Source organism: Sphingomonas sp. S-NIH.Pt3_0716, assembly GCF_003950715.1.
GTDB lineage: Bacteria > Pseudomonadota > Alphaproteobacteria > Sphingomonadales > Sphingomonadaceae > Sphingobium > Sphingobium yanoikuyae_A.
In genome coordinates this window covers 20,047-46,715 of the sequence record NZ_QLJK01000025.1, presented here as the reverse complement: position 1 = coordinate 46,715, position 26,669 = coordinate 20,047, and the positions used below count along the sequence as shown (strand labels likewise).

Annotated in this window: 26 protein-coding genes; 9 read left to right on the top strand and 17 right to left on the bottom strand. The window is 65.5% G+C overall.

Annotation, left to right across the window (positions count from 1 at the left end; translation table 11 throughout):
* Positions 1-16: 16 nt before the first annotated feature.
* From BRX37_RS19080 to BRX37_RS27120, 3 genes are all read right to left on the bottom strand, one after another.
* On the bottom strand, positions 17-1,498 hold the full coding sequence (locus tag BRX37_RS19080; protein WP_017503709.1) for a phytoene desaturase: 1,482 nt from the start codon (positions 1,496-1,498) through the stop codon (positions 17-19).
* Positions 1,498-2,646, bottom strand: coding sequence for a lycopene beta-cyclase CrtY (crtY, locus tag BRX37_RS19075; RefSeq protein ID WP_125988735.1), 1,149 nt, complete (start codon positions 2,644-2,646; stop codon positions 1,498-1,500). The genes BRX37_RS19080 and crtY overlap by 1 nt, the downstream gene beginning before the upstream one ends.
* A 119-nt stretch (positions 2,647-2,765) precedes the next feature.
* Complete coding sequence (locus tag BRX37_RS27120; protein ID WP_206434183.1) at positions 2,766-3,221, bottom strand: hypothetical protein; 456 nt, start codon at positions 3,219-3,221, stop codon at positions 2,766-2,768.
* A gap of 167 nt (positions 3,222-3,388) precedes the next feature.
* Here BRX37_RS27120 and BRX37_RS19065 point away from each other — a divergent pair, with 167 nt between their 5' ends.
* The 3 genes from BRX37_RS19065 (at position 3,389) to dmeF (ending at position 5,504) form a co-directional block, all read left to right on the top strand.
* Positions 3,389-3,586, top strand: a complete 198-nt coding sequence (locus tag BRX37_RS19065; protein ID WP_097384118.1) for a hypothetical protein — start codon at positions 3,389-3,391, stop codon at positions 3,584-3,586.
* A gap of 626 nt (positions 3,587-4,212) precedes the next feature.
* The gene (locus BRX37_RS19060) at positions 4,213-4,485 is read left to right on the top strand and encodes a metal/formaldehyde-sensitive transcriptional repressor (protein ID WP_010335593.1); all 273 of its coding nucleotides are present in this window, start codon (positions 4,213-4,215) and stop codon (positions 4,483-4,485) included.
* Positions 4,482-5,504, top strand: coding sequence for a CDF family Co(II)/Ni(II) efflux transporter DmeF (gene dmeF, locus BRX37_RS19055; RefSeq protein WP_125988733.1), 1,023 nt, complete (start codon positions 4,482-4,484; stop codon positions 5,502-5,504). The genes BRX37_RS19060 and dmeF overlap by 4 nt, the downstream gene beginning before the upstream one ends.
* A gap of 194 nt (positions 5,505-5,698) precedes the next feature.
* Here the strand turns inward: dmeF and BRX37_RS19050 are convergent, their stop codons facing one another.
* The 3 genes from BRX37_RS19050 to BRX37_RS19040 all read right to left on the bottom strand — a co-directional run bounded on the left by BRX37_RS19050 (position 5,699) and on the right by BRX37_RS19040 (position 8,551).
* Entirely contained in the window at positions 5,699-6,127 is a 429-nt protein-coding gene (locus BRX37_RS19050; RefSeq protein WP_004209769.1) for a protein tyrosine phosphatase family protein, read from the bottom strand.
* 133 nt (positions 6,128-6,260) lie between these two features.
* Positions 6,261-8,033 (bottom strand): DNA helicase RecQ, encoded by a 1,773-nt coding sequence (gene recQ / locus BRX37_RS19045; protein ID WP_125988732.1) that lies wholly within the window; start codon positions 8,031-8,033, stop codon positions 6,261-6,263.
* A 197-nt stretch (positions 8,034-8,230) separates the two neighbouring features.
* Positions 8,231-8,551, bottom strand: a complete 321-nt coding sequence (locus tag BRX37_RS19040) for a hypothetical protein (protein ID WP_099232805.1) — start codon at positions 8,549-8,551, stop codon at positions 8,231-8,233.
* A 38-nt stretch (positions 8,552-8,589) separates the two neighbouring features.
* Between BRX37_RS19040 and BRX37_RS19035 the strand changes: the two genes are divergently transcribed.
* The gene (locus BRX37_RS19035; protein WP_125988730.1) at positions 8,590-9,714 is read left to right on the top strand and encodes a serine hydrolase domain-containing protein; all 1,125 of its coding nucleotides are present in this window, start codon (positions 8,590-8,592) and stop codon (positions 9,712-9,714) included.
* On the opposite strand, the gene BRX37_RS19030 is transcribed toward BRX37_RS19035, so the two are convergent.
* The 6 genes from BRX37_RS19030 to BRX37_RS19005 all read right to left on the bottom strand — a co-directional run bounded on the left by BRX37_RS19030 (position 9,711) and on the right by BRX37_RS19005 (position 16,560).
* On the bottom strand, positions 9,711-10,496 hold the full coding sequence (locus BRX37_RS19030; RefSeq protein ID WP_125988728.1) for a PhzF family phenazine biosynthesis protein: 786 nt from the start codon (positions 10,494-10,496) through the stop codon (positions 9,711-9,713). The genes BRX37_RS19035 and BRX37_RS19030 overlap by 4 nt on opposite strands.
* Positions 10,497-10,711: 215 nt before the next feature.
* Positions 10,712-12,493 carry an SLC13 family permease gene (locus BRX37_RS19025; RefSeq protein ID WP_125988726.1) on the bottom strand — a complete coding sequence of 594 codons (1,782 nt, stop codon included), beginning with the start codon at positions 12,491-12,493 and terminating at the stop codon, positions 10,712-10,714.
* Positions 12,494-12,755: 262 nt separating this feature from the next.
* Complete coding sequence (gene aroC, locus BRX37_RS19020; protein ID WP_097385215.1) at positions 12,756-13,829, bottom strand: chorismate synthase; 1,074 nt, start codon at positions 13,827-13,829, stop codon at positions 12,756-12,758.
* Positions 13,830-13,856: 27 nt separating this feature from the next.
* Positions 13,857-14,663, bottom strand: a complete 807-nt coding sequence (gene fabI, locus BRX37_RS19015; RefSeq protein WP_004209757.1) for an enoyl-ACP reductase FabI — start codon at positions 14,661-14,663, stop codon at positions 13,857-13,859.
* On the bottom strand, positions 14,660-15,583 hold the full coding sequence (locus BRX37_RS19010; protein ID WP_099232815.1) for a YihY/virulence factor BrkB family protein: 924 nt from the start codon (positions 15,581-15,583) through the stop codon (positions 14,660-14,662). The genes fabI and BRX37_RS19010 overlap by 4 nt, the downstream gene beginning before the upstream one ends.
* 56 nt (positions 15,584-15,639) lie before the next feature.
* On the bottom strand, positions 15,640-16,560 hold the full coding sequence (locus BRX37_RS19005) for a DnaJ C-terminal domain-containing protein (RefSeq protein WP_010335582.1): 921 nt from the start codon (positions 16,558-16,560) through the stop codon (positions 15,640-15,642).
* A gap of 136 nt (positions 16,561-16,696) precedes the next feature.
* Between BRX37_RS19005 and pdxH the strand changes: the two genes are divergently transcribed.
* Entirely contained in the window at positions 16,697-17,272 is a 576-nt protein-coding gene (gene pdxH, locus BRX37_RS19000) for a pyridoxamine 5'-phosphate oxidase (RefSeq protein ID WP_004209754.1), read from the top strand.
* A gap of 179 nt (positions 17,273-17,451) precedes the next feature.
* Complete coding sequence (locus tag BRX37_RS18995; protein WP_004209753.1) at positions 17,452-18,783, top strand: dicarboxylate/amino acid:cation symporter; 1,332 nt, start codon at positions 17,452-17,454, stop codon at positions 18,781-18,783.
* A 64-nt stretch (positions 18,784-18,847) separates the two neighbouring features.
* On the opposite strand, the gene BRX37_RS18990 is transcribed toward BRX37_RS18995, so the two are convergent.
* Positions 18,848-19,732 (bottom strand): bestrophin family protein, encoded by an 885-nt coding sequence (locus tag BRX37_RS18990; RefSeq protein ID WP_010335581.1) that lies wholly within the window; start codon positions 19,730-19,732, stop codon positions 18,848-18,850.
* Positions 19,733-19,869: 137 nt separating this feature from the next.
* Here BRX37_RS18990 and BRX37_RS18985 point away from each other — a divergent pair, with 137 nt between their 5' ends.
* Positions 19,870-21,198: a dicarboxylate/amino acid:cation symporter gene (locus tag BRX37_RS18985; protein ID WP_125988724.1), complete on the top strand. Its 1,329-nt coding sequence runs from the start codon at positions 19,870-19,872 to the stop codon at positions 21,196-21,198.
* Here the strand turns inward: BRX37_RS18985 and BRX37_RS18980 are convergent.
* Positions 21,161-21,730 carry an NADPH-dependent FMN reductase gene (locus BRX37_RS18980; protein WP_125988722.1) on the bottom strand — a complete coding sequence of 190 codons (570 nt, stop codon included), beginning with the start codon at positions 21,728-21,730 and terminating at the stop codon, positions 21,161-21,163. The two genes, BRX37_RS18985 and BRX37_RS18980, sit on opposite strands and share 38 nt — an antisense overlap.
* Positions 21,731-21,885: 155 nt before the next feature.
* Between BRX37_RS18980 and BRX37_RS18975 the strand changes: the two genes are divergently transcribed.
* Entirely contained in the window at positions 21,886-22,815 is a 930-nt protein-coding gene (locus tag BRX37_RS18975; protein ID WP_125988720.1) for a family 43 glycosylhydrolase, read from the top strand.
* 37 nt (positions 22,816-22,852) lie between these two features.
* Here the strand turns inward: BRX37_RS18975 and BRX37_RS18970 are convergent, their stop codons facing one another.
* Positions 22,853-23,035, bottom strand: a complete 183-nt coding sequence (locus BRX37_RS18970; RefSeq protein ID WP_004209747.1) for a hypothetical protein — start codon at positions 23,033-23,035, stop codon at positions 22,853-22,855.
* A 5-nt stretch (positions 23,036-23,040) separates the two neighbouring features.
* Positions 23,041-24,330, bottom strand: a complete 1,290-nt coding sequence (locus BRX37_RS18965; protein WP_125988718.1) for an adenylosuccinate synthase — start codon at positions 24,328-24,330, stop codon at positions 23,041-23,043.
* A 229-nt stretch (positions 24,331-24,559) separates the two neighbouring features.
* Here BRX37_RS18965 and BRX37_RS18960 point away from each other — a divergent pair, with 229 nt between their 5' ends.
* Positions 24,560-25,420, top strand: a complete 861-nt coding sequence (locus tag BRX37_RS18960; protein WP_125988716.1) for an alpha/beta hydrolase — start codon at positions 24,560-24,562, stop codon at positions 25,418-25,420.
* Here the strand turns inward: BRX37_RS18960 and BRX37_RS18955 are convergent.
* Positions 25,414-26,544 (bottom strand): ATP phosphoribosyltransferase regulatory subunit, encoded by a 1,131-nt coding sequence (locus tag BRX37_RS18955; RefSeq protein WP_125988714.1) that lies wholly within the window; start codon positions 26,542-26,544, stop codon positions 25,414-25,416. The genes BRX37_RS18960 and BRX37_RS18955 overlap by 7 nt on opposite strands.
* Between the last annotated feature and the right edge of the window lie 125 nt (positions 26,545-26,669).

Genomic DNA, 26,669 nt, shown 5'->3' with positions numbered 1-26,669 from the left:
AAGCGCCGCGCGCTCCTCAAGCCATGTCCTGCAGCATCAGCGCCGCGGTCGCCTTGGCGCTGCCCACCACGCCGGGGATGCCCGCGCCGGGATGGGTGCCGGCCCCTACCAGATAAAGGTTGGGAATGACATCGTCCCGATTATGGGCGCGGAACCAGGCGCTCTGGGTCAACAGCGGCTCCAGGCTGAAACCGCTGCCCAGATGGGCATTGAGGTCGCGGCCGAAGTCACTCGGCGCATAATGGAACTGAGTCACGATGCGCGACCGGATGTCGGGGATCAGCCGATGCTGGATCTCGTCCAGGATACGCTCGGCATAGGCCGGGCCGAACCGGTCCCAGTCGATCGGCAGCTTGCCCATGTGCGGCACCGGGGCGAGCGCATAGAAGGTCGAATAGCCTTCCGGCGCCATCGACGGATCGGTGACGGTCGGGTGATGCAGATAGAGCGAGAAATCCGCCGGCAGCACGCCATGGCTGTAGATATCGGTCAGCAGCCCCTCATAGCGCGGGCCGAACAGGATCATATGGTGGGGAATGCCCGGCCAGCTGCCCTTGATGCCGAAATGCAGCACGAACAGGCTGGGCGACCATTTCTTGTGCTGCAGCTTTTCCGCCTGCTTCTGGCCGCGCGGATGATGGCCCAGCAGGTCGCGATAGCTGTGCATCAGGTCGCCATTGCTGGCGATCGCATCCGCCTCCCCGCGCCAGCCCGACGCCGTGCGCACCGCCACCGCCCGGTCGCCATGGGTCTCGATCTCGACCACCGCGTCGCCCAGCCGCAGCACGCCGCCCAGCCGCTCGAAATGGGTCGCCATGCCCTGCACCAGCCGGTTGGTGCCGCCCTTGGCGAACCAGACCCCGCCATCCTTTTCCAGCTTGTGGATCAGGGCATAGATGCCGCTGGTGGTCATCGGATTGCCGCCGACCAGCAGGCTGTGGAAGGACAGCGCCTGGCGCAGCTTCTCGTCCTTCACATGGCTCGACACGATCGAATAGACCGATCGCCAGGCCTGATATTTGGCAAGACTCGGCCCCGCCCGCACCATCGAGGCGAAGTCGAGGAAGGCGACCGAGCCGAGCTTGCGATAGCCCTCCTCATAGACGCCGTCGGCATAGTCGAGGAACCGCTCATAGCCCGCGACGTCCTCGGGATTGAGCTTGGCGATCTGCGCGCGCAGCGCCACTTCGTCGTTGGAATAGTCGAAATTGGTGCCGTCGCGCCAGTTGAGCCGGTAGAAGGGCGACACCGGCACCAGGCTGACATCCTGCGCCATGTCGTTCCCCGACAGGCGCCACAATTCGGCCAGGCAGGCCGGATCAGTGATGACCGTCGGCCCCGCGTCGAAGGTGAAGCCGTCCTTCTCCCACATATAGGCGCGGCCACCGGGGCGGTCGCGCGCCTCGATCAGGGTGGTTGCCACCCCGGCCGACTGCAGACGGATGGCCAGCGCCAGGCCGCCAAAGCCCGCGCCAATGACAATCGCTTTCCGCTCCATCAGGCGGGTGGGTTCAGCAATGCGTGCATGGCATCCCTTATGCGCACCGGGGGACGCCCGCACAAGATGCGGATGCGATCGGCGATGGTCGATCGCCCGGCGTAGAAGCGCTGGATCAGCCCCGGCCGCAGTCGGTAGAAGCGGGCAAAGATGCGCCAGCGCTGGTCCGGCGCCGCAGCGCCGAAGAGCATCCGGCCAAGCAGCCGATAATAAAGTCCCTTCTTCCAGTGCGCCGCAGCATAGGTCCGCGTCGCCGCCGGCAGGCCCTTCAGCGGCTGCTCCACCAGCCAGGTCGCGAATCGCACCGCATCGGGCAGCGAATAGCCGGTCATCGGCTGGAACAGCCCCGCCTTCACCCCGGCTCGCGCGACCGGGTCATCGACCGGCCAGTGAAGGTCGAAATCGCCGCCATGCACTACCGGCAGCACGCCGCTCTCGCTGTGGATAACTTCCTCCACCTGCCACCCCTGCGCCTGCGCATAGGCGGCGATCCGCTCCGCGATCCCTGCCTCGTCCAGCGCCGGTCCGTCGCTATAATAGGTATCCTCGACAAAGATCGTCCGGGCGTCGCGCGGCAGCAGATAGACGAAGCGATAGCCGTCGATCTGCGCCACCGTCGCGTCCATGATCACCGGCCGCGCAATCCCGTGCGGCTGCGCCAGCCGCAGCGTCTGCCCGACGAATTTCTGCCAGCCACAGCGCAGCGCCGACAGGTCGCCTGCCCCCCGCGCATCGATCATCGCAGGCGCGCTGATCCGCCGTCCGTCCTCCAGCACCAGAAATTGCCGGCCGATCGTCGCCACCCGCGCCCCGGTCAGCAGGCGATCGCCCAGCGCCGCCCGCACATGCGCGTCGAAACGGGGGGAGGCGATGCTGTTATAAGGGGTGTCGAGTTGCCGCCGATAGCCGGGAAAGCGCACTTCATGCCCCTGCGACCAGCGGCTGCTGACCAACGGATCGACCAGCCAGCGGTCGCGCGCATCGACATCCCCGTCGAAGAAGGACCAGATATGATTGCCGCCGACATGATCGGCCTGCTCGATCAACAGGATGCGCGTACCCGGCCGCCGCTCGGCAAAGGCAAGCGCGATCAGCCCGCCGGCAAGGCCCCCGCCGATAATCGCAAGATCGCATTCCAGATCAGCCACCCACTCCTGTTAGCGATGCCGACGCCAAAGGCAAAGCGGGACGGGCAGGCAGGGGTGTCCGGGATGGGTGGGGTGCGGAATGGCGGCTTTATATTCTCGATCAGGAAAAGCCGACAAACCTAAACTCGACCATGCCTGCTGAGTGCCACTACAGCAGGATCATACGGGCCGACCTTTTTTCGTTTATTGCGTAGAGATACGACCACAATGCCTAGCGCGGCTGGAATTAGGAAAAGTTGAGGGTTTTGAAACAAGCCTGCGCCGGGAATGTAATTGTTCCACCAGATGACAGCACCAACGAGAAGCCCACAAACAACTCCGGTTGCCATGCGCCAAGGCCTTGGCTTTGCAATGTTAGCGTCAGTCAGTAGCTCTGCCTCGTCACGCAGTGCCATCAAGGTGGCCTCGCTTTCCGCATCGAGCGGCAAATCTAACGCAGCAACCCGCAAGCGAATGCTGTTCAGTTTCGCACTGCGCAGCGAGGTCGATGTGAAGTCATCCCAGTCCCACTTACCACTGGCCCCGTTCAGGAATGCTCCAATCGTCTCAACTACATATTTCCGCTCGTCTCGCATGGTTATTGAACTGCCCCAATGGCAGCTTACCGGCAATCGTGCTTTTCGATGGAACGGCAATAACTGGTCGTTTCTTGTCCGGCAGCTTCGCCGTGTTGAATCAGCTTTCCTTGATCATTGAAACCCGTCTGTAGGCCCGACAATGGAAATGCGATAAACCTGCCTGCATGGCAGAACCATTCAACGATGACCTGATCGCTGCAAAGTCGGTGTTTGCATTGGTGGGACTTGCAGCGATCATTGGAGGAATACTCCTATTCAATGCTCACGCCCAATCGGTCTGGGGCATTGTAAAAGGCCTCGTCGGCATCAGCCTGTGGATCGCTGCCGTCATCGGCGGCCGCGCATTCTATAAAGGCCTCTAGTTCAAAACGCGATGTATGAGTTCACCGTCTGGTTACCCACCCGGCGGTTCTGGGCAAGAGTGCCTGCTTTTTGGCAGATCAACAAGGGATGGGAATGGCAAGAAATGGTCCTGGCCGCCCTACCCACATCCGTCATGCCGGGCTTGACCCGGCATCCCACTTTTCTATGCAACAAATAAAGAAGCGAGACCCCGGCTCAAGGCCGGGGTGACGATGGCTGCTTCTGGTCGTCAGTTGCCATCCTCCCGTCCGTCATGCCGGGCCTGACCCGGCATCCCGCTTTCCTACTCGGCCTTTCTCTGATCTACCCTGGGCGATGGACACCCGCTCCTCTTTCCAGCCCTTCGCCGCCAAGCCGCTGTCGCCCGACCGGCGCGCAAGTGTCGCTTTCCTGTCGCCTCACTGTCCTTTCCCTGTCGCGTCGAAGGCGCGTCATCATGACCCGATTGTCGCGCGCCTGTCGCTTCACCGGCACGGGGCAGGTGCTTGGCCGGCGCATTGGCCCGAAATCACCCGCACGACACTGTGAACTTCGACTGTCGCGTCGATTTTGGGCGCCAATTGGCATCCCCGCCCTATCCCCAGCGGCTTGCGCCCCTTATCCACATAGTATAGGGGGGTATCCTATGCATATCATCGCGGATCGGGACAAATTGCTGGCGCGGGTGCGCCGCATCGCGGGGCAGGTCAACGCCGTCGAACGCCAGCTGGCGGGGGATGCCGGCTGCTCGGAGACACTCCAACTGGTCGCCTCGGTGCGCGGCGCGGTCGGCAGCCTGATGGAGGAACTGATCGAGCAGCATATGCGCGAGCATGTCGCCCGCCCCGGCCTGACCGACGAAGCGCGCACGGCCGCCACCGAAGAAATGCTGGCGCTGATCCGCCGCTACGGGAAATGACCATGCACGACGATCACGCCCATGGGCACCATCATCATGGCGCCGGATGCGACCATGACCATGCGCATCATCCCGCCCCGGCCGCCCCGCCACCGACTGACAAGGATGGCGAGGAACGCCATTATTTCGACCATATCTATCTGAGCGCCGGGCATGACAAGAATGCCAGGCGCACCCTGTGGGTCGTCTGGCTGACCGCCGCGACCATGGTGGTGGAAATCGCCTTCGGCTGGATCACCGGGTCGATGGCACTGCTGGCCGACGGTTTCCACATGGCGACCCATGCCGGCGCGCTGGCGGTGGCGGCCGCCGCCTACAGCTATGCCAGGCGCCATGCCCGCAACCCGCGCTACACTTTCGGCACCGGCAAGGTCGGCGACCTGTCCGGCTTTGCCTCCGCGCTGCTGCTGCTGCTGACCGCGCTGTTCATCGCGATCGAATCCGGCATGCGCTTGTTCGAGCCGGTGAAGGTCGCCTTTGGCGAGGCGACCCTGGTCGCCATCATCGGCCTGGTCATCAATCTAGTCAGCGCCCTGCTGCTCGGCCACGACCATAGCCATGATCATGGGCATAGCCACGCGCATGACGACCATGATCACGACCACAAGGGGGGCCATGCCGACAACAACCTGCGCGCCGCCTATGTCCATGTGCTGACCGATGCGCTGACGTCGGTGCTGGCGATCGCCGCGCTGCTGGCCGGCCGCTATCTCGGCTGGTGGTGGCTCGATCCGGCGGTCGGCCTGCTCGGCGCGGTGGTCATCGCCCGCTGGGCCTGGGGCCTGATGAAGGACACCGCAGCGATCCTGCTCGACACCGCCGAACCCGCGCTGATGGCCAGGGTGCGCGGCCTGGTCGAAGCCGAAGGCGCCACCATCCGCGACCTCCATGTCTGGCGCATCGGCCCGCACGCCCATGCCGCGATCATCAGCCTGGCGCCCGGCGCCGACGGCGCCCGTGTCCGTGAACGGGTGCGCAGCCTGCCGCGCATGGAGCATGTCACGGTGGAGTGCGGCTGAGCGTCCGCTTGAGAAAGCCGGTCCCGACCCGCTCCCCTGCCCTGTCCTACAGAGCCGGGCCCATGTTAGGCTGCGCCCGGCTCTTTCCCATCGTCCGGCGTCCCCATCCTTCTCGCAACATGATTTCCTACTTGAGCAAGGAAATGTCGAAATGTGCGGGAAATATGCGAAGTTAAGCGGACGAAATCCTATTTTCAGGCGGGCTTCAACGCATCCATGATCTGGCGCACCGGGCCAAGATCATAGCCCGCAGCCGTCGCCTGCGCCGACAGCGCGTCGGCATCGTCGCCGGCCCGCGCGCGGGTCAGCGCCCACAGCAGGGTGCTGCGCGTGCCCGACCGGCAATAGGCCAGGATCTTGCCCTCGCCCGCCTGCTCGATCGCGGCGGCCATGCCGTCGAGCTGCCAGGGCGCGAAGCCGCCATGAGCCACCGGCACGGCGGCATAGGCGACGCCCGCGTCGATCGCCGCTGCCTCGACCGCGGCACCGTTGGTCTGGCCCGGTTCCTCGTCATCGGGACGGTTGTTGATGATCATGGTCACGCCCAGCGCCTTGGCGGTCTCCACCTGATCGACACTGATCTGGGGCGAGACATAGAGGCGGTCGGTCAACTGGCGGAACATGGGCAAATCTCCTTCGCCCCCGCCATGCGCCCGCCCGCCACAGGATTCAAGCGTCTGCACGCCCAACCGGCATCGATGCCCCTTCATCCGTTCGTTTCGAGCCTGTCGAGAAACGGGGCCACACGCTCATCCGCTACAGATAGGGTCGGATCGCCGCCAGGAAGGCGTCGCCATAGGCATCCAGCTTCTTCTGCCCGACGCCGCTCACCATGCCCAGCTCATGGATGGTCGCCGGCCGCTGCTCCGCCATTTCGCGCAGCGTCGAATCATGGAAGATGACATAGGGCGGCACCCCAGCATCCTGCGCCAGTTCGCGGCGACAGGTGCGCAGCGCATCGAACAGCGGATCGCCGACCGGATTGGCGTCGCTGCCATTGCGGGCGTTGCGCTTCTTCCGCTCGCGCCGCGGCGGTACCAGGATGCGCACTTCCTCCTCGCCGCGCAGGATCGGCCGGGCATTGGGGCCGAGCATCAGCCCGCCATGCTCGGTCGTCTCCAGCGCGTCCCGCACCAGCAGCGCCCGCGACACCGGCCGCAGCAGCGCCGTCTCATCGCCATCGACGATCGCATAGACGGAAATCTTGTCATGTCCGCGCTCGCGAATCTTGTCGGTGACGGCGCCGCTCAGCACCGCCTCGATATGGCCCGCGCCAAAGCTCTGGCCGGTGCGATAGACCGCCGACAGATATTTGCGCGCGGTCTCTGTCGCGTCGACACTGGCCGGCGGAGTCAGGCAATTGTCGCAATTGCCGCAGGTCGCCGGCGGATTCTCGCCAAAGTGCCGCAGCAGGATCGCCCGGCGGCAAGTCGCGGTTTCCACCAGCGCCCCCAGCGCCGCGATCCGCGCCCGCTCGCCCTGCTGGCGCGCCGGTTCCAGCTCCATGATGCGCTGGCGGGCACGGGCGAAATCCTCCGCCCCCCAGAAGAGATGTGCGACCGCCGGTTCGCCGTCGCGGCCGGCGCGGCCCGATTCCTGGTAATAGCCCTCGATCGACTTGGGCAGGCCGGCATGGGCGACGAAGCGCACGTCGGGCTTGTCGATCCCCATGCCGAAGGCGACGGTGGCGACCATCACCATATCCTCGCTGGCGATGAAGGCGGACTGGTTGGCGGCGCGTTGGGCCGGGTCCATGCCGGCATGATAGGCGCGCACCGCCCGGCCACCGCGCCCCAGCGTCTCGGCCAGCTTCTCGGTCGCGGCGCGGGTCGGCGCATAGACCACGCCCGGCCCCGGATTGGCGGCGAGCAGGTCGGCCAACTGCCGGGTCAGCCCATCGCGCGGATGGACGGCATAGCGGATATTGGGCCGATCGAAGCCCGAGATGATCAGCCCATCCTCGGGAATGCCGAGCTGGACGAGGATATCCTTGCGGGTATGCGCGTCCGCCGTCGCCGTCAGCGCGAGGCGCGGAACATCGGGAAACTCATCGAGCAGCGGCCGCAGCAACCGATAGTCGGGGCGGAAATCATGCCCCCATTCGGACACGCAATGCGCTTCGTCGATCGCGAACAGCGCGACCTTCGCCGAGCGCAGCAGATTGCGGAACCCCTCGCCGCTCGCCCGTTCCGGCGCGACATAGAGCAGGTCCAGTTCGCCATTGCGCAGCCGGTCCTGCGTCTCGCGCCAGTCGGCATCGACGCTGGTCAGACTGGCGGCGCGGATGCCCACCGCGGTCGCCGCGCGCAGCTGGTCATGCATCAGCGCGATCAGCGGCGAGACCACGACGCAGCAGCCATCGAGCGCCACGGCCGGCAACTGGTAGCAGAGCGACTTGCCCGCGCCGGTCGGCATGATCGCCAGGGTCGGCTGCCCCGTCATGACCCGGCCGACCACCTGTTCCTGCACCCCGCGGAACGTCGTGAAGCCGAAAATATCGTGGAGCAGCGTGGGAATGTCGCGGGGCATGGACCGGCCTTAGCGAGTCAGGGCCACAGGTGCCAGTAGCGCGGAGTGTCTGTTTGAGATGCGCCAGATGGCGCATTCCAGCACCAGCCCGCTCCCCCACCCGGCCACCCATAGAATACTGCCGTTGGGTGGCCGGGTGGGGGAGCGGGCTGGTGCCGTATCAGAAATCGCTCTTTCGCGATTTCTCAAACACGCGCTTACCCCACCGGGTCGAGCAGACAGCCCCAGCCCGGCTTGAACCGCGCAGTGCGCGACGCCAGCAGCGGCACATGCGCCTCGACCGCCCGTTCCTCCGGCTTGTCGGTCAGCCGCACCATCGCCATGCCCGGCTCCTTGTCGCCCTGGCAGCTGCCCATGGCGCGGCCCTCGACATAGCGGCAGGAACAGGTCAGCCGCGCGCCATAAGCCGAGCCGAGCTGCGCGCGGGCGCGCAGGGTCGACCAGTTCCACGCCAGCGCCGCCAGCAGCGCGACGACAATCACCGCCGCGACGATCCACCATTTACCACGAACTGCCATGGCCCTTCTTCCCGCCTCCATGCTAAGGGCGCCGGCTTATGCAGATCGAGAAGCGAATCGTAAAGCGCCTTGCCATGGGTGCCGGACTGGTGGCGCTCGTCCTGGCCGGTACGCTGGCGGGGCGCGCGGCCCATGCGCCTGAGCCCGTCTATCGTGTCGATACCGATGCGGTGGTCAGCGCCAGCGCGCTGCGCGGCGCGATCGATCCGCTGTTCGACGACAAGGACATGGGCGATACCCGCGCCCTGCTGGTGATGCGCGACGGCAAGGTGATTGCCGAACGCTATGCCCCCGGCATCACCCCCGACACGAAATTGCTGTCCTGGTCGATGGCCAAGAGCGTGACCGCGGTGCTGGTCGGCCTGATGGTGTCGGACGGACGGCTGGCGCTCGATTCGCCGGTGCCGGTCGCGGCCTGGAGCCAGCCGGGCGATCCGCGCGGCCGCATCACCCTGCGCCAGTTGCTGTCGATGACCTCGGGCCTCGACCATGCCGAGGATGGCGAGCCGATCACCGACGGCGACACCGTGCGCATGCTGTTCATGGACGGCGCGCAGGACATGGCGGCCTATGCCGAATCCAAGCCGCTCGCGCACAATCCCGGCGAGACATTTTCCTACTCCACCGGCAGCACGATGATCCTGTCGGACCTGATGACCCGGATGCTGACCAACAGCCCCCATCCCGACGTGCGCCGCCGGGCGATGCAGATGTTCATCGACGGCCGGCTGAAGGCACCGGGCAAGCTGTCCAGCCTGACCCCGGAATATGACGCCAATGGCACGCTGATCGGCGGGTCGATCATGCACATGACCGCGCGCGACTATGGCCGCTTTGGCGAATTGCTGCGCAACCATGGTCGGTCGCCCAACGGCCATCAGATCGTGCCGGAAAAATGGGTCGACTATATGCGCGCGCCCTCGCCCCGGAACGCGGCCTATGGCGCCCATCTCTGGCTCAACCGGGACAGCAGCGAGAGCGCGCTGATGCCCGGCCTCGCCTCGGCCAGCCTGTTCGGCTGCGTCGGCCATAATGGCCAATATATATTGGTCGCGCCCGGCCAGCGGCTGACGATCGTGCGGATCGGCATGTCGCCCAAGAAGGAACAGCGCACCGCCGTGAAGGCGCAGCTCGCCCGGCTGATCGGCCTCTTCCCCGGTTAAAGGGTAAAGGTGCCTTCGATGACCGTGCGGCAGGCGCCGGTCATCACCACCCGGTCGCCCTCCAGCCGGCAGCCGAGCCGCCCGCCCCGCGCCGAAGCCTGATAGGCACTGATCGCATCCTTGGCGAGCCGCTCCGCCCAATAGGGCGTCAGCAGGCCATGGGCCGATCCGGTCACCGGATCCTCGTCGATACCGCCGCCCGGCACGAAGACGCGGCTGATGATGTCGCTGTCGTCGCCCGGCGCGGTCGCCATCAGCAGATTGTCGCCCAGCTTGCGCAGGGTCGCGAAATCGGGCTCCAGCGCGCGGATCGCTTCGGCATCGCGATAGACGAAGATCGCATAGCCACCCTCGCGCCAGCGCGTTTCGACAATATCGCCACCCATCCCCGCCGCCAGTTCCGGCAGCGCCTTCGGCGCGCTGGTCCAGGCCGGCAGCGACAGTTCATAGCCCTCGCCCGCGCGGGTCACGGTCAGCACCCCGGCATGGTGGGTGCGAAAACGGATGCCATCGCCCTCGATCAGCACATGCCCGCTCGCCAGCGTGGCATGACCGCACAGCTTCACCTCGACCGCCGGGGTGAACCAGCGCAACGCATAATCGGCCTCCGCATCGTCCGGCGTCGGCACGGTGAAGGCGGTTTCGGACAGGTTGTTTTCCGCCGCGATCGCCTGCAGCACCGCATCGTCGAGCCAGGCGTCGAGTGGCATCACCGCCGCCGGATTGCCGGTGAAGGGCGCGTCGGCAAAGGCGTCGACCTGGGTGAAGCGAAGGCGGGTCATAGCGATACTCCTGATGGATCGCCGCCTTCATGCCGGGCCCGCATCCGTGCCGACAGGGCCGGATGCGGGCAATTGGTCCCTTGGCAGGTACGTTTAAAATCCCGTTCGGGCTGAGCGAAGTCGAAGCCATCCACTGAGCGGAGCGAAGTGCCCTCCCGTCGGTCGGGTGAGCCCTTCGACTTCGCTCAGGGCGAACGGCGATAGACGGCGCGACGCTAGCCCAAAATGACCAACGCCGAACAAACCGCAACCCCGACGATCAGGTTGAGCGGCACGCCGATGCGCACAAAATCGGCGAAGCGATAATCGCCCGCGGCATAGACAAGCGCATTGGTCTGATAGCCGATCGGCGTCGCGAAACAGGCCGATGCGCCGATCATCAGCGCGATCACCAGCGGACGCGGATCGGTGCCCAGCTGATGCGCCAGCGCGATGGTCAGTGGGGTCAGCAGCGCCGCGACCGCATTGTTGCTGAGCAGCTCGGACAGGATCAGCGCCGCAAAATAGACGATGAAGACCAGGCTCCATTGCGGCGCGACCTGCATCAGCGGCGTGATCCAGCCGACCATCAGCGCGACGCTGCCTGCCTGTTCCAGCGCCAGGCCGACCGCCAGCATGGCAAAGATCAGGATCAGCACATCGCCGTCGATCGCCGCCCACGCCTCCTCCGCATCGATGCAGCGGGTGACCAGGATCACGCCGACGGCGATGAAGGCGGCCAGGCCGATGCCGATCACGTCGAGCGCCGACAGGATCACCACCGCGGCCATCGCCAGGATCGCGATCCATGCCTTGCGCGGGCGGAAGGCGCGGGTGCGGCTGATGTCAACGCCGATCAGGTTGGGATTGTCTTTCAGCGAACGCATCGCGTCGTCGCTGCCCGCCACCAGCAGCCGGTCGGCGCCGCGCACCCGCGTATCGGCCAGGTCCGGACCGGGTAGATGGCGGGCGCGATGGATGCCGATCAACCGGACACGCAGGGCATGGAGGAAGGGAATGTCGATCAGCCGCTCCCCGATCGATGGATGACTGGGCGCGACCATCGCCTCGATCACCGTGCCCTCGCGGGCGGAGGTCTCGGAATCGGCGGCAATGCCCAGTTCGAAATCGCCCGATTCGCGCAGCGTCATGATCGCCGTGCCATCGGCCCGGACGATCAGCCGGTCGCCGACATGCAGTTCCTCCTGCTCCAGGTCGTGGCGCCGTATCTCGCCGGCCCGCTTGAGCCCGATCAGGGTGACCGAGCGGCCGAGGACGGACAATTCGCCAATCTCCCGCCCGACCACCTCGCTGTCCGGCGTCACGACCAGTTCGGTCAGATATTCCTGCACATTGCCGCCATTCTCGCCCGCGATCGAGGGCGGGTCGCTGGGCAGCAGGAAACTGAGGCAGGCCAGGCCGATGACGCCGGCAATGGTGCCGGCCAGGCCATAGGGGGTGATATCGAAAATGCCGAAGGGCTGCATGCCCTGTTCGGCCGCGATGCCCGCGACGATCAGGTTGGTCGACGTGCCGATCAGGGTAACGCAACCGCCCATCACCGCCACCGCATTCATCGGAATCAGCAACTTTTTGACCGGATAGGCGGTCGCCTGCGCCAGCCGGAACATGATCGGGATCAGCAGCACGACGACCGGCGTGTTGTTGAGGAAGGCCGACAGCAGCACCGTGCCCACCGCAACCTCGATCAGCGCCAGCCGCGGATGCTTCTGCGCCCGGACCATGACCAGATCGGCGATGCGGTTGATCGTGCCGGTGCGGATGAGCGCCCCCGACAGCACGAACATCGCGCCCACGGTCAGCGGCGCGCTGTTCGAAAAGACGGAGAAGAGCGATTTCTCGTCGAGCAGGCCGAGCAGCGCGAAGGCACAGGCGCCCAGCACCGACACGACGGTCGGGGAATAGCGTTCGCGCACGAAGGCGACGAACATGCAGGCGAGAATGACCAGGCCGATTTCCGCGCGATAAATGCCCAATAGCGCGGTGATGAAATGCATCTCGTATTGCCCCCGTTTGATCGCGTGATCGCGTCTCTAACGGAGGTGAAACGAAATGGGCCAGCCATGGTTGCATGGCTGGCCCGTGTCGCGGCGTCAGGGGACGTTTTGACCGTCAATCCACGCATAGCGTGCTGACGCTCCCCAGGCTTACGCTCTGCCGCTCACCCTCCCGCGGGTGACCATGTCATCCTAGCGTAACATGGGTGAGTCGTCTCGCATCTTTTGCACATTCGGCGCGCGATTGGCGCGGTTCGGCGCGTCAGTCGGCCCCGCACTGGGCGCGGTGCAGCAGCTTCTGGTCGGCCAGCACCAGCGCCATCATCGCTTCGACCACCGGCACGCCGCGAATGCCAACGCACGGGTCATGACGGCCCTTGGTGATGATGTCCGACGCATCGCCTTCGCGCGTCACCGTCTCGACCGGAATCAGGATCGAACTGGTCGGCTTGAAGGCGATCCGCACCTTGACCGGCTGGCCGGTCGAAATGCCGCCCGCAATGCCGCCGGCATGATTGGCGAGGAAAACCGGGCCATCGGCGCCGGGCCGCATCGGATCGGCATTCTGCTCGCCGCGCAACCGGGCAGCCGCGAAGCCGTCGCCAATCTCCACGCCCTTGACCGCGTTGATGCTCATCATCGCGCTCGCCAGTTCGCTGTCGAGCTTGGCATAGAGCGGCGCGCCCCAGCCGGCCGGCACGCCACTGGCCACGCATTCGACCACTGCGCCGAGCGAGGAACCGTCCTTGCGCGCGCCATCGACCAGCGCTTCCCAGCGCACCGCGGCTTCGGCGTCGGGACAGAAGAAGGGATTCTGGCCGATCTGCGCCGCGTCGAAATTGCCATAGTCGATCGCGTCGCCGCCGATCTCGCTCACATAGGCGAAGATATCGACTTCGGGGATGACCAGCCGCGCCACTGCACCGGCCGCGACCCGGCTGGCGGTTTCGCGTGCCGAGGAGCGCCCACCGCCGCGATAGTCGCGAAAGCCATATTTGGCGTCATAGGCATAGTCGGCATGGCCGGGACGATAGGCCTTGGCGACCTCCGAGTAATCCTTCGATCGCTGGTCGGTATTCTCGATCATCAGGCTGATCGGCGTGCCGGTGGTCTTGCCCTCGAACACGCCCGACAGGATGCGCACCTCGTCCGGCTCGCGCCGCTGGGTCGTGAACTTGGACGTGCCCGGCTTGCGCAGGTCGAGCCAGGGCTGGATGTCCGCCTCGCTCAATGCCAGGCCCGGAGGGCAGCCATCGACCATCGCGCCGATCGCCGGGCCATGGCTCTCGCCCCAGGTCGAGAAGCGGAAGACGCGACCGAATGTGTTGAAGCTCATATCCGTTCCAATCCGGTCGCGTCGTTCTTACTTGTCCAGCGCGATGTCGGGCGCGTCTTCGGCCTTCATGCCGATGACATTATAGCCCGCGTCGACATGGTGGATCTCACCCGTCACGCCCGAAGCGAGGTCCGACAGCAGGTAAAGGCCGGCACCGCCGACATCGTCGATCGTCACGTTGCGACGCAGCGGCGAGTTCAGCTCGTTCCACTTCATGATGTAGCGGAAATCACCGATGCCGCTGGCCGCCAGCGTCTTGATCGGTCCGGCCGAGATCGCGTTGACGCGGATATTTTCCGGGCCAAGGTCCATCGCCAGATATTTGACGCTGGTTTCCAGCGCCGCCTTGGCCACCCCCATGACGTTATAATGGGGGATGACCTTTTCCGCGCCATAATAGCTCAGCGTCAGCAGGCTGCCGCCTTCCTTCATCAGCTTGCGCGCGCGGGCCGCGACGGCGACGAAGCTGTAGACCGATATGTTCATGGTCATCAGGAAATTGTCGAGGCTGGTGTCGGCATAGAGGCCGCGCAGCTCATTCTTGTCGGAAAAGCCGATCGCATGGACGACGAAGTCCAGCTTGCCCCAGCGCGCCTCGATCTCGGCAAAGGCCTCGTCCAGCTTCGCCATGTCGGATACGTCGCAGTCGATCAGGAAGTCCGAGCCCAGCTGTTCCGCCAGCGGCTTGACGCGCTTGGCCAGCGCCTCGCCCTGGTAGGAGAAGGCCAGTTCCGCGCCCTGCGCATGCAGTTGCTGCGAAATACCCCAAGCCAGCGACTTGTCGTTCGCCAGCCCCATGATGAGCCCGCGCTTTCCCGCCATCAAGCCTGTCATATCGTCGTTCCGTTCCCTTTGTCCTGCACGGTGCCGGCTGCTTCGTCTTCCGGAAATTCCGCCAGTGCCGCATTCAATTCGGCGCCAATTACCACGCCGAGCCCCACGAGAAAGAAAAAAATGAGGGTGATCATGACACCGGCCAGACTGCCATAGGTCCGGTCATAGCCGCCCAGCATCGACAATGTGACCGGCAATAGCAGAGTGACGGCATACCACCAGAGCGCGGTGGCGGCGGCGCCAGGCCATTTGGGAAAGCGCTTGTCACGGTAGAGCGACGGGGTCAGCGAGACATAGAGCGAGTGGAGCGCCACGCATAATATCGCCATCGGCACCAGCTTGGCCGAGGAAACCCAGGCGATCGCCTCATCCGCGAAGGGCAGCAGCCGGTGGAGCAGCTGGTCCACCGCCGTTATCATCACCTGCATCGAAAAGGCGAACATCACAGCTAGCACACTGACCAGGGTGATGCCCACCGACGCCAGCCGATACCGCCAGAAGGGCTTGGTGCTCTTCGTCCCATAGGCGCGGCGCAATATATCGCGGATCGTCTCGATCAGGCTGCCCACGGTCCAGAGCCCCACCAGACCACCGAACCAGAGCAGATTGCCGGAACGGGCCTGCAACACATCGCTGATCGGCTGGCGCACGACATCGGCAACGCCGCGCGGCACGGTGTAGAGAAAGGCATTCACCGCCGAGAGCCCGTCCGACGTGCGGCCAAAGACGCTGGCGACGGCGGCGGCGACGATGAAGAAGGGAAACAGCGTCATCAACGAGAGGTAGGCCAGGTTCCCCGCATGGATGAACCCGTCGCTATAGACGCCCACCATCACCCGCTTGGCGATCTCGAAGCTGCGCGAACCCGGCCGGACCCGATCGATCTGGCGATGGAATTTCTCCTGCGCCTGCGCCGCCATGCGGCGGCGCGACTCCGGACTATAGGGGGAAGGCAGCGGCACCCTTGCCGAACGTCCTAGACGCCCAGATGGGTCCGCACCGCGCGACCATCCTGCCAATCCTCGACCAGTTGGAGGATCACCGGATCATCGGCAGGCACGTCGATCAGCAGGGTCACAAGCTGGTCGCCGCGCTGGCCGTCCTTGCCGGTAAAGCCCTTGCCGCGCAGGCGCAGCGTCTTGCCCGATGTGGTGCCGGCCGGCACGCCCAGCATCACCGGGCCATCGACGGTCGGCACCTTCACCTTGCCGCCCTTCACGGCTTCGTTGATGGTGATCGGCAGGTCGAGCAGCACATTGTCGCCGTCGCGCTTGAAGAAGGGGTGCGACTTCACCTCGATGGTGACGATCGCGTCGCCCGCGCCGCCGGCGCCCGGCTGCCCCTTGCCGGTCAGGCGCATCTGCGTGCCGGTCTCGACCCCGGCGGGCAGCTTCAGGTCGATCGTCTTGCCGTCCTGCAGGGTGATGCGCTGCGGCGCCAGCGTCGCCGCATCAACGAACTGCACCGCCAGCCGATAGGCGACATTGGCCCCCTTGGCGGGCGGCGCGCCGCGACCAAAGCCGCCGAAGCCGCCGCCACCCCCGGCGCGACGGCCCGCACCGCCGAACAGGCCTTCGAAAATATCGCCGAAATCGGCACCGCCCTCGTTGAACTCGAACCCGCCGGGACGGCCACGCCCGCCGCCACCGCCGCCAAAGCCGAAGGGTGCTGTCGGATTGCCATCGGCATCGATCTCGCCCCGGTCGAAGCGGGCCCGCTTGTCCTTGTCCGACAGCAGGTCATAGGCGTTGGTCACGGCCGAGAATTTCTCCGCCGCCTTCGGATTGTCCTGATTCTTGTCGGGGTGATATTGCTTGGCCAGCTTGCGATAGGCGGACTTGATTTCCGCTTCGCTCGCGCTGCGCGCCACACCCAGAGTGGAATAGGGATCCGCCATCTATCATCCTGTTATGCTGAAACCGGTATCTGCCGCATCACGGCCATATCGCCCCTATGTGGCCGAAGGCCGGGCATCGTTCAAGCTGCGGCGCATCCGTATCGACAGTGCGGTGCCGGGAATCTAAGGCAGGGGCATGACCGATCCCTTCGCCCTTTTCGACGAGTGGTATGCGCAGGCGCGCGAGACCGAACTCAATGACAGCAACGCCATGGCGCTGGCCACGGCCGATGCACAGGGCCGCCCTTCGGTCCGCATGGTGCTGCTCAAGGGCCATGGCCCCGACGGCTTCATCTTCTACACCAATTTCGAAGGGCGCAAGGCGGGCGACCTGCTCGCCAATCCGCATGCCGCCCTGCTGTTCCACTGGAAGTCGGTGCGCCGCCAGATCCGGATCGAGGGCAGTGTCGGCCCGGTCGACGACGCCACCGCCGACGCCTATTTCGCCACCCGCAGCCGCGACAGCCAGCTGGGCGCCTGGGCCTCCGACCAGTCCCGCCCGCTGCCCTCGCGCGCCGTCTTCATGGATCGCTATGAAGAGGTGCGCGCCCGGTTCGAAGGTGGCCCGGTGCCGCGCCCACCCCACTGGTCGGGCTTCCGCCTGACCCCGGAACGGATCGAGTTCTGGCAGGATCGCGAGCATCGCCTGCATGAACGGCGCGTCTTCTCCCGCCAGGAAAATGCCTGGAACGAGGGGCTTCTCTACCCCTGAGCGAGCACCATGCCATTGTCCTGCCGTAAAACAGGGCGCGGAATATGGTGGCTCATTCGTCTATCCCCGCACAGTCCAAGCCTGCCCGATTGCGGGCTGGCCGGGCGCCTGTTAGGTGTCACCACCCAGCAGAACAGAATGAATGCGCGGGCGGACCGCTCGCTGGCTAGAGGAATATAATGCGAAATCGACTGACGGCCTACATCCTGACAGGCATGGTCCTGGGCGTGATCGTGGGCTTCGTGGCCAATCTCTGGGTCGGCGGGGATGAAGCGCTGGCCAAGGATGTGGCGGGCTACTTCCATCTTCTGGCCGACATCTTCCTCCATTTGATCAAGATGATCATCGCGCCGCTGGTCTTTTCCACGCTGGTCGCGGGCATCGCCCATATGGGCGACAGCGCGGCGCTGGGGCGGATCGGCGGGCGCGCGCTCGCCTGGTTCATCATCGCCAGCCTGATCTCGCTGACCTTGGGCCTGATCTTCGTCAATTTCTTCGAGCCGGGCGCCGGCCTCAACCTCGTCCGGTCGGGCGCGGATGCAGGCGTCAACACCGAAGCGCTCAATTTCCGCGACTTCATCCTGCACGTCTTCCCGACGTCGATGATCGGCGCGATGGCGGACAACCAGATCCTGCAGATCGTCGTCTTCTCGCTGTTCGTCGGCGTGGCGCTGACCGCCATCGGCGAAAAGGGCAAGCCGATCATCACCGTGATCGAGGCGCTGGTCGAGCTGATGCTGCAGGTCACCGGCTATGTCATGCGGGTCGCGCCGCTCGCCGTGTTCGGCGCCCTCGCCTCGTCGGTGACGGTGCAGGGCCTGGGCGTGCTCAAGACCTACGGCGCACTGGTTGGCGAATTCTACATCGCCCTCATCTGCCTGTGGGTGCTGCTGTTCGGCGCGGGTGCGATTTTCCTCGGCAAGCGGATGTTCAAGCTGATCCGTTATGTCCGCGAGCCGATCCTGATCGCCTTCTCGACCGCCTCGTCGGAAGCCGCCTATCCCAAGATGCTGGAACAGCTCGACCGGTTCGGCGTGCCGCGCCGCATCTACAGCTTCGTGCTGCCGCTGGGCTACAGCTTCAACCTCGACGGCTCGATGATGTATGCGACCTTCGCGACCATCTTCATCGCCCAGGCCTATGGCATCGACCTGCCGATCGCGACCCAGATCACGATCCTGCTCGTCCTGATGGTCACCAGCAAGGGCATCGCCGCCGTGCCGCGCGCCTCGCTGGTCGTGGTCGCCGCCACGCTCGGCCAGTTCGACCTGCCGGTCGAGGGCGTCGCCTTCATCCTGGCGGTCGACCATTTCATGGACATGGGCCGCACCGCCACCAACGTGCTGGGCAATGCCATTGCCACCTCGGTCATCACCAAGTGGGAAGGTATGCTGGAGGTGGAGGAGCCGGTCGACGTGCCCCATCCCAAGGCGCCGGCCCATACCCCGTCCCATGGCCGGGCCGGGCTGGAACTGGCCTCCGACATGGTCGACGAAGACCGCAAGGGATAAGCCCGCGCTTCAATGCCAAAGAAAAAGCCCCGCCTGCATCATGCCGGCGGGGCTTTTTGTTACCTTACCACAGGACACCACGCACCGGCGTGACAGGATCTGGCGCCGGATCGCCGATCGACTGGAGCAGGTCGATCTCGATCGTCCGGCACATCGCGGTCAGCGGCACGTCATGCACGCTGTCAGCAAACGGATCGGTCAGATCGTCACCAATCCGCAGCACCGCCATGAACATCAGGCCCGCCACCGTCGAACCGAGCGGCGTGGCGAAACCCAGCGTCTCGACCAGCCCGATCGGCAGCAGGATACAGAAGAGATGGGTGAACACGACCGGCAGCAGTCGATATTGGAAGGGCAGCGGCGTGTTCTTCAGCCGCTCCATCCCGCCCTGGGCATTGGCGATGTCGACCAGCACCTTTTCCATCTGGGTCTGCTGGATGGTATCGATCCAGCCTTCCCGCCGCGCCATGTCGATCCGCCGGCCGGTGCTGTCGAGCAGACCATTGGCCGGATTGGCGCGCGCCAGCGCCTTGCCCTTGTCCTCCTCGCGCAGGAATTTGGTCACATCCTCGCCGATCGTCTGGCGCCGCAACTGGCAGCGCAGCGCATTCACATAGGCAATCTGGCGCTTGACGATTTCGCGCTTGAGGTCGCGTGCCTCCGGGTCGGGCAGGAAATTGCGCGCAGACCGCGCCAGGCTGCGCGATGCGTTGATCATCGCCCCCCACAATGTGCGCCCTTCCCACCAGCGCTGGTAACTGCTGTTCGACCGGAAGCCCAGGAACAGGGCGAGGGCCGAACCAAAGATGGTGAGCGGCAGCGAAGGGGCCTTGAACGGCAACAGATAATAAGCGGCCGTGACCGCACAGTCCCACACGAACAGCGCGGTCAGCGGTTTCCACACTTCCGATGCGATCCGGCGCATGCTGGGGACGGCATCAACGATCATGCAAGACTCCTTCTGGTGAACCGGCCCAACGCCCGAGCATGCGGCTATGCTCCGTCGATGCCCTAACGAAACGAAATATTGCCGGCCGCGCAACCCGCTTCCGCATGGCTCGTTGGTCGGGAGGAAGAGGAGAGGCCATGAGTGATCCGGGCACAGAGGAACAGGCGGGCCGGCGCGCGGCCTTCTCGCTACAATGGCAGATGCTGGTCGGCTTCCTGATCGGCCTCACTGCCGGACTGGTCGCCTATGCCGTGAACCCCGGCGCGCCCTGGATCGATGCGGTCACCCGCTATCTCACCGGCCCGATCGGCCAAATCTTCCTGCGGCTGCTGTTCATGCTGGTGATCCCGCTGCTGGTCTCCGCGCTGATCGTCGGCATCGCCGAAATGGGCGAGATGCGCTCGCTGCGCCGGGTGGGGCTGCGCACTCTCCTCTACACGCTGATCGTGTCGGGCATAGCCGTCGTCATCAGCCTTGCGCTGGTCAATCTGCTGCAACCGGGCAGCGGCGTCGATCCGGCGCAGGCGCGCGCACTGCTGGCCGATGCGGGCCAGGGGGCGCAGGCGATCCTCGACCGCGGCGCCGACACGCCCACCGGCATGCAGGCGCTGATCGCGATCGTCCCCGACAATGTGATCGCGGCGATGGCCGACAATGACATATTGGCGGTGATGGTCTTCGCCCTCTTCTTCGGCATCGGGCTGGTGCTGGTGCAGACGAAGGAAACGAAGCTGCTGCTCGACGCGATGGAGGGGCTGTTCGCGGTGACGATGCGCCTCATCTCGATCGTCATCCGCCTGGCGCCGATCGCCATCGCCTGCTTCATGTTCAACCTCGCCGCCCAGTTCGGCTGGGACTTGCTGGTGCGCCTGTCCGCCTATGTCGGGGTCGTGTTGCTGGCGCTCGCGATCCAGATGTTCGGCATCTATTCGCTGCTGATCGGCCTGCTGGCGCGCCGGTCGCCGCTGCGCTTCTTCGCCGCCGTGCAGGAAGCGAGCGTCATGGCCTTTGCCACCGCCTCCTCCAACGCCACCCTGCCGACCGCCATCCGCGTCGCGGAAGAGAAGCTGCACCTGCCGCGCCGCATCGCCCGCTTCGTCCTCACCATCGGCGCCACCGCCAACCAGAATGGCACGGCGATGTTCGAAGGGATCACCGTCCTGTTCCTCGCCCAATTCTTCCATGTCGACCTCAGCCTTGGCCAGCAGCTGATGGTGATGCTGGTCTGCATATTGGGCGGGGTCGGCACGGCAGGCGTGCCGGCCGGGTCGCTGCCGGTGGTGGCGATGATCCTGGCGATGGTCGGCATCCCGCCCGAGGGGATCGGGCTGGTGCTGGGCGTCGACCGACTGCTCGACATGTGCCGCACCGCGCTCAACGTCACCGGCGATCTGGTCGCCGCGACGGTGATATCAGCGCGCGAGGATATCAGCGCTGCGCCTTCGCCGCCAGCGCCCACCAGATGAGCGTGTCGGCGAAACCGGCAAAGCCCCGATCCAGCGCCGCGCCGCCGTCACCGTGAGGCTGGGCATTTTCATCCAGCACCTGCTGGATCTGACCGACGCTCAGCCGCTCGGGCATTACCGCCATGCCCATGGCGGACAGCGTCACCGTCCAGTCGGCATGGCTGTTGACCCCGGCAAAACGCCCCATCGAGTAACTGGCGATCGCGGCGGGGCGGCGGTCGAACTCCTTGAGATAATGGTCCACCAGATTCTTGAGGCCCGGCTGCATGCCGCGATTATATTCGCCCGCGACGAAGACGAAGGCATCGGCAGCGGACAGACGCTCGGCAAGATGGGCCATGGCGGCGGGCGCCTCGCCAGCCGGGTAGTCGCTGTAGCGCCGGTCGAGCATCGGCAGGTCGACCGCCTTGGCATCGACCAGTTCCGCCTTGTGCCCCAGCCCCTCAAAGCTGCGGATTAAATAGTCGGCCAGCCGGATACCGAGCCGGCTGCGCCGATAGGAACCGTAGAGGACGAGGATGTCGAGTGCCATGCGGAGCCTCCTGTCTGGATGTCGACAGACTTGTCGCATCCCGCCCCGATCGGGTCCAGCCGGCCTTCTAATCTTTCAATATTTCATGATGCGAAATTGCATTTCACATGGCGGAACGCCATCATCATATCAGATATCGATCAGGGAGGATGCGGATGAAGAGGATGGCGCTGCTGGCCTGCATGGGCCTGCTGATGGCCAATGGCGAGGTCGAACCGGGCAAGCCGATCAGCCCGCGCTTTGCCGGTGATCCGTCGCCGCATTGGTTCGACGATCGCTGGTATCTCTATGCCACCGACGACGCGTCCAATTCCGGCCGCTACTGGGACAGCACCAGCTGGCGCCTCTACAGTTCGGCCGACATGAAAAGCTGGCAGGATGACGGCGCCTTCCTCGACGTCACCACCTTCCAATGGGCACGCCCCGATGCCAAAGGCTGGGCCCCTGAAGTCGCCCGGCGCAACGGACGCTATTATTTCTATGCGCCGATCGGCGGCGACCGGATCGGCGTTGCGGTGGCCGACCAGCCCCAGGGCCCCTATCGCGATGCGCGCGGCGACGCGTTGATCGACAAGGCGCGCGACGCCAATGCCGGCGCCGAGCCGATCGACCCCGCCGTCTTCATCGACAAGGACGGACAGGCCTATCTCTATTTCGGCACCCGCGTGCCCAAGGTGGTGCGGTTGAAACCCGACATGATCCATGTGGACGGCCCGATCATGGATGTCGTCGTCACCGGACTGCCGGCCAGCGACCCCAAGAAGACATATGGCGAGGCGCCCTATCTCCACGCCCATATGGGCCGCTATTATTTCAGCTTCTCGACCGGCTGGCCCGGCCAGATCATCTATGGCACCGCCGCCTCGCCGCTCGGCCCCTTCGCCTATGGCGGGGTGATCCTCGACTATCTGCCGATCTCGACCAATCATCAGGCGATCGTCGAGCGAGGCGGCAAGAGCTGGCTCTTCTATCATGACAAGCTGTTGCCCGGCGGTGGCGATCACCGGCGCTCGATCACCATCGCCCCACTGACCTATGCCAAGGACGGGGCCATCCAGCCGGTCGAGCGCCACGCCCCGGAATGAGGAAAGGCCGGACGTTTCCGCCCGGCCTTCTCATCTCTCAGCGCAGTTTGGCGATCGATAGACCGTCCTGCTTGGCGCGGGTCTTCACCGATTCCTCGCTGCGGGTCAGCGCCTTGGCGATCGCCTTCAGCGCCATGCCCTTCTTGGCGAGCGTGTGCAGCTTCTGGACCTCATCCTGGGTCCAGGGCTGCTTGTGCCGCTCGAAACGTTCGCCGGCCATGCCCCTTAATCCGCGAAGGGATCGCGGACGAGGATGGTGTCGTCGCGTTCCGGGCTGGTCGACACGAGCGTGACCGGGCAGCCGATCAGTTCCTCGATACGGCGGATATATTTGATCGCCTGTGCCGGGAGGTCCGCCCAGCTGCGCGCGCCCGCGGTGGTTTCGCTCCAGCCGGCAATGCTTTCATAGATCGGCTCGGCCTTGGCCTGGTCCTGCGCATGGGCGGGCAGATAGTCGAAGCTCTGGTCGCCAATCTTGTAGCCGACGCAGATCTTCAGTTCCTCAAACCCGTCGAGCACGTCCAGCTTGGTCAGCGCAATGCCGGTCACGCCCGAAACCGCGACCGACTGGCGCACCAGCACAGCGTCGAACCAGCCACAGCGGCGCTTGCGGCCGGTGACGGTGCCGAATTCATGGCCCCGCTCGCCCAGGCGCTGGCCGACGTCATTTTCCTGCTCGGTCGGGAACGGGCCCGAACCGACGCGGGTGGTATAGGCCTTGACGATGCCCAGCACGAAGCCGGCGCCATTGGGACCAAGACCGGTGCCGCTCGCCGCCGTACCCGCCACCGTGTTGGACGAGGTGACGAAGGGATAGGTGCCATGGTCGATGTCGAGCAAAGTGCCCTGCGCGCCTTCGAACAGGATGCGCTTGCCTTCCGACTTCGCCTTGTTGAGCGTCAGCCAGACGGGCTTCACGAAGGGGAGGATGAAGGCGGCGATTTCGGTCAGGTCGGCCATCAGCTGGGCACGGTCGATCGGCGCCTCGCCAAAGCCGGCGCGCAGCGCATCATGATGGGCGGTCAGACGATCGATCTGCAGGTCGAGATCGTCGAGATGGGCGAGGTCGCAGACGCGGATGGCGCGACGGCCGACCTTGTCCTCATAGGCCGGGCCGATGCCGCGACGGGTGGTGCCGATCTTGCCGGCGCCCGATGCGTCTTCGCGCAGACCGTCCAGGTCACGGTGGAAGGGCAGGATCAGCGGGCAGGTCTCGGCGATCTGCAAATTTTCCGGCGTGATCTCGACGCCCTGGCCCTTCAGCTTCGCGACCTCGTCACGGAAGTGCCACGGGTCCAGCACCACGCCATTGCCGATCACCGACAGCGTGCCACGCACGATGCCCGACGGCAGCAGCGAGAGCTTGTAGACCCTCTCGCCGACGACCAGCGTGTGGCCGGCGTTATGGCCGCCCTGGAAACGGGCGACGACATCCGCGCGCTCCGACAGCCAGTCGACGATCTTGCCCTTGCCTTCGTCACCCCATTGGGCGCCGATCACGGTAACATTTGCCATGGATACACTCCTCCGCCCGCCGCGCGGACCGGCCATGCCCTTCGACGGGACTCGGCATGCCGGTGGAATAGGATGGGCGGGGTACGCCCTGTGCGGGGCGCGCGTTAGCCGGGCATGGCCGATGCGTCAAGGTTGGAGGCACATTACACTTTGATACCAGGTGCCGACTTTACGGCAGGATGCGCCCTCGCGATCATGGCGGCGCAGGGGGCAGCGAAGGACGATCCATATGCGCAGACGGCTGATTCCCATCCTGATTCTCTCCCTGCTCGCGGGCACGCCGATGGCCGCCCAGGCCCAGACGGCCGCCGCCGCGCCGCAGGCCATGACCTATGGCCATGATCCATTGCAGGCGATCGACTTCTGGCCGGGCAAGGGCACGAAGGCACCGCTGGTTATCTTCGTCCATGGCGGCGGCTGGAAGCGCGGCAGCAAGGACAATGCCACCGGCGCGGCCAAGGCGCCCCATTATACCGGCCTTGGCTATGCCTTTGCCTCGATCAATTACCGGCTGGTGCCCGATGCGACGGTCGAGAGCCAAGCGCAGGATGTCGCCGATGCGGTCGCCCATCTGCGCAGCCGGGCGGCGACGCTGGGCATCGACCCCAACCGCATCATCCTGATGGGCCACAGCGCCGGCGCGCATCTGGTCGCGCTGGTCGGCACCGACATGCGCTATTTCGCCAAGGTCGGCCTGAAGCCCGATGCGGTGCGCGGCATCATCGCGCTGGATGGCGCGGCCTATGACGTGCCGAGACAGATGGCGCAGGGCGGCCGCTTCATGGCGAAGACCTATGAACAGGCGTTCGGCATCGATCCGGCGCGGCAGAAGGCGCTATCGCCCACCTTGCAGGCGGCAAAGCCCAACGTTCCCGATTTCCTGCTGCTCCATGTCGATCGGGTCGACGGCACCGCCCAGTCCAATGCGCTCGCCGCCGCGCTGCGCAAGGCGGGCACACCCGTGGAGATTCATGCGCTCCCCGGACGCGGGCTGCGCGGCCATATGCAGATCAACCGCGAGATGGGCGACGCCGACTATGCCGGCACCGGCATCGTGGACGCCTGGCTGCGTCGACTGTTCGGTCAGTAGGCGCGGGGCTCGCCGCCATCCAGCCAGTGCGAACAGCGCTGGGCAGTGCCATCTTCGCCGTCAGCCAGGGCCGCAACCGTGTGCCAGCCTTCGGCCCGCAGCGCGGCCGCGCGCACGACATCATGGCCGACCGGCAGGAACAGGCGCTTGGGCCGTTCGTCGCCAAAGCCCGCGTCGATCAGCGGATCGGGATAGAGCGAAAAGCCCATGGCGGGCTCGTCCGTTTCGCCGGCACGGGCAATGGCATAGCTGCCGCCACGGCCGATCTCGCCGATGAAGCCCTCGGCAAAGATGGAGAAGCCGAACCAGTTCTGGAATTCGAAACCGTGCCGTTCGGTCGGGTCGAGGGTCAGGGTGATGTCCCAGCCGATCGGCTTGGCGATCGCGCGCAGGCCCGCGATGCGGCTGTCGATGGCGCCACCCAGGCTGGCGCTGAACGCCTCCAGCCGTTCCATCGCGGCGTGGAAGGGGCCGGTCGCCTCGATCAGCGGCAGATAGGCGGCGGCGGCCGGGCTGATCGCCACCAGCGCGCCGGCATCCTTGGCGTCCAGTTCGGCGCGCACGGCTTCCAGTTCCTCCGCCCCCAGCGGCAACGGACCGGCGGCCAGCGCGTCGATCAGGTCGGGCAAGGTGAAATCGATGGTGATGCCGGTGACGCCGGCGGCGGTGAGCGCCTCGATCGCGATGTTGACGATCTCGACCGCAGCGGCGGCGCTGTCGCTGCCGATCAGCTCGGCGCCCAGCTGCATCTTCTCGCGCTCGGGGCGCAACTGGCTCGCCTTCTGGCGGATCACCGGCCCGGCATAGGACAGGCGCAACGGACGCGGCGCGCTGCGCAGGCGGGTGGCGGCGATGCGACCGACCTGCGCGGTCATGTCGGGGCGGAAGGCCAAAGTGCGCTGCGACACCGGGTCGACGGCGCGGACCAGATCCTGCGCGCGCATCGACTTGAGCCGCTGGGTCAGTGTGTCCTCGAACTCCGCCAGCGGCGGCATGACCCGCTCATAGCCATGGGTCGCGACCGTATCGAGCACGCGGCGCGCCAGGCGCGCGGAAGCTTCGGCCTGCGGCGGCAGGCGATCGGAAAGTCCTTCAGGAAGAAGGCCGGGCGGGATCATGGTCATGGGACAGGCCCTTTAGCGGAATTTTGGGGTTAGGCCATCCCCTACCCCCGTTCGGTTCGAGCTTGTCGAGAACTGTTCTCGACGACGCTTCTCGACAAGCTCGAAGCCTGTCCTGAGCGCCTGCC

What these genes read in the sequence shown, in the direction of transcription:
- BRX37_RS19010 (WP_099232815.1), bottom strand. Translation starts at nt 15,583, where the DNA reads ATGGCGGCGCAGGCGCAGGAGAAATTCCATCGCCAGATCGATCGGGTC.
- pdxH (WP_004209754.1), top strand. Translation starts at nt 16,697, where the DNA reads ATGACCGATCCCTTCGCCCTTTTCGACGAGTGGTATGCGCAGGCGCGC.
- BRX37_RS19035 (WP_125988730.1), top strand. Translation starts at nt 8,590, where the DNA reads ATGCAGATCGAGAAGCGAATCGTAAAGCGCCTTGCCATGGGTGCCGGA.
- BRX37_RS19050 (WP_004209769.1), bottom strand. Translation starts at nt 6,127, where the DNA reads ATGTTCCGCCAGTTGACCGACCGCCTCTATGTCTCGCCCCAGATCAGT.
- BRX37_RS18995 (WP_004209753.1), top strand. Translation starts at nt 17,452, where the DNA reads ATGCGAAATCGACTGACGGCCTACATCCTGACAGGCATGGTCCTGGGC.
- recQ (WP_125988732.1), bottom strand. Translation starts at nt 8,033, where the DNA reads ATGCCCCGCGACATTCCCACGCTGCTCCACGATATTTTCGGCTTCACG.
- BRX37_RS18990 (WP_010335581.1), bottom strand. Translation starts at nt 19,732, where the DNA reads ATGATCGTTGATGCCGTCCCCAGCATGCGCCGGATCGCATCGGAAGTG.
- BRX37_RS19040 (WP_099232805.1), bottom strand. Translation starts at nt 8,551, where the DNA reads ATGGCAGTTCGTGGTAAATGGTGGATCGTCGCGGCGGTGATTGTCGTC.
- BRX37_RS18985 (WP_125988724.1), top strand. Translation starts at nt 19,870, where the DNA reads ATGAGTGATCCGGGCACAGAGGAACAGGCGGGCCGGCGCGCGGCCTTC.
- BRX37_RS19080 (WP_017503709.1), bottom strand. Translation starts at nt 1,498, where the DNA reads ATGGAGCGGAAAGCGATTGTCATTGGCGCGGGCTTTGGCGGCCTGGCG.
- BRX37_RS19030 (WP_125988728.1), bottom strand. Translation starts at nt 10,496, where the DNA reads ATGACCCGCCTTCGCTTCACCCAGGTCGACGCCTTTGCCGACGCGCCC.
- BRX37_RS27120 (WP_206434183.1), bottom strand. Translation starts at nt 3,221, where the DNA reads ATGCGAGACGAGCGGAAATATGTAGTTGAGACGATTGGAGCATTCCTG.
- BRX37_RS18965 (WP_125988718.1), bottom strand. Translation starts at nt 24,330, where the DNA reads ATGGCAAATGTTACCGTGATCGGCGCCCAATGGGGTGACGAAGGCAAG.
- BRX37_RS18980 (WP_125988722.1), bottom strand. Translation starts at nt 21,730, where the DNA reads ATGGCACTCGACATCCTCGTCCTCTACGGTTCCTATCGGCGCAGCCGG.
- BRX37_RS19025 (WP_125988726.1), bottom strand. Translation starts at nt 12,493, where the DNA reads ATGCATTTCATCACCGCGCTATTGGGCATTTATCGCGCGGAAATCGGC.
- BRX37_RS19060 (WP_010335593.1), top strand. Translation starts at nt 4,213, where the DNA reads ATGCATATCATCGCGGATCGGGACAAATTGCTGGCGCGGGTGCGCCGC.
- BRX37_RS18975 (WP_125988720.1), top strand. Translation starts at nt 21,886, where the DNA reads ATGAAGAGGATGGCGCTGCTGGCCTGCATGGGCCTGCTGATGGCCAAT.
- dmeF (WP_125988733.1), top strand. Translation starts at nt 4,482, where the DNA reads ATGACCATGCACGACGATCACGCCCATGGGCACCATCATCATGGCGCC.
- BRX37_RS19005 (WP_010335582.1), bottom strand. Translation starts at nt 16,560, where the DNA reads ATGGCGGATCCCTATTCCACTCTGGGTGTGGCGCGCAGCGCGAGCGAA.
- BRX37_RS18955 (WP_125988714.1), bottom strand. Translation starts at nt 26,544, where the DNA reads ATGACCATGATCCCGCCCGGCCTTCTTCCTGAAGGACTTTCCGATCGC.
- aroC (WP_097385215.1), bottom strand. Translation starts at nt 13,829, where the DNA reads ATGAGCTTCAACACATTCGGTCGCGTCTTCCGCTTCTCGACCTGGGGC.
- BRX37_RS18960 (WP_125988716.1), top strand. Translation starts at nt 24,560, where the DNA reads ATGCGCAGACGGCTGATTCCCATCCTGATTCTCTCCCTGCTCGCGGGC.
- BRX37_RS19065 (WP_097384118.1), top strand. Translation starts at nt 3,389, where the DNA reads ATGGCAGAACCATTCAACGATGACCTGATCGCTGCAAAGTCGGTGTTT.
- BRX37_RS18970 (WP_004209747.1), bottom strand. Translation starts at nt 23,035, where the DNA reads ATGGCCGGCGAACGTTTCGAGCGGCACAAGCAGCCCTGGACCCAGGAT.
- fabI (WP_004209757.1), bottom strand. Translation starts at nt 14,663, where the DNA reads ATGACAGGCTTGATGGCGGGAAAGCGCGGGCTCATCATGGGGCTGGCG.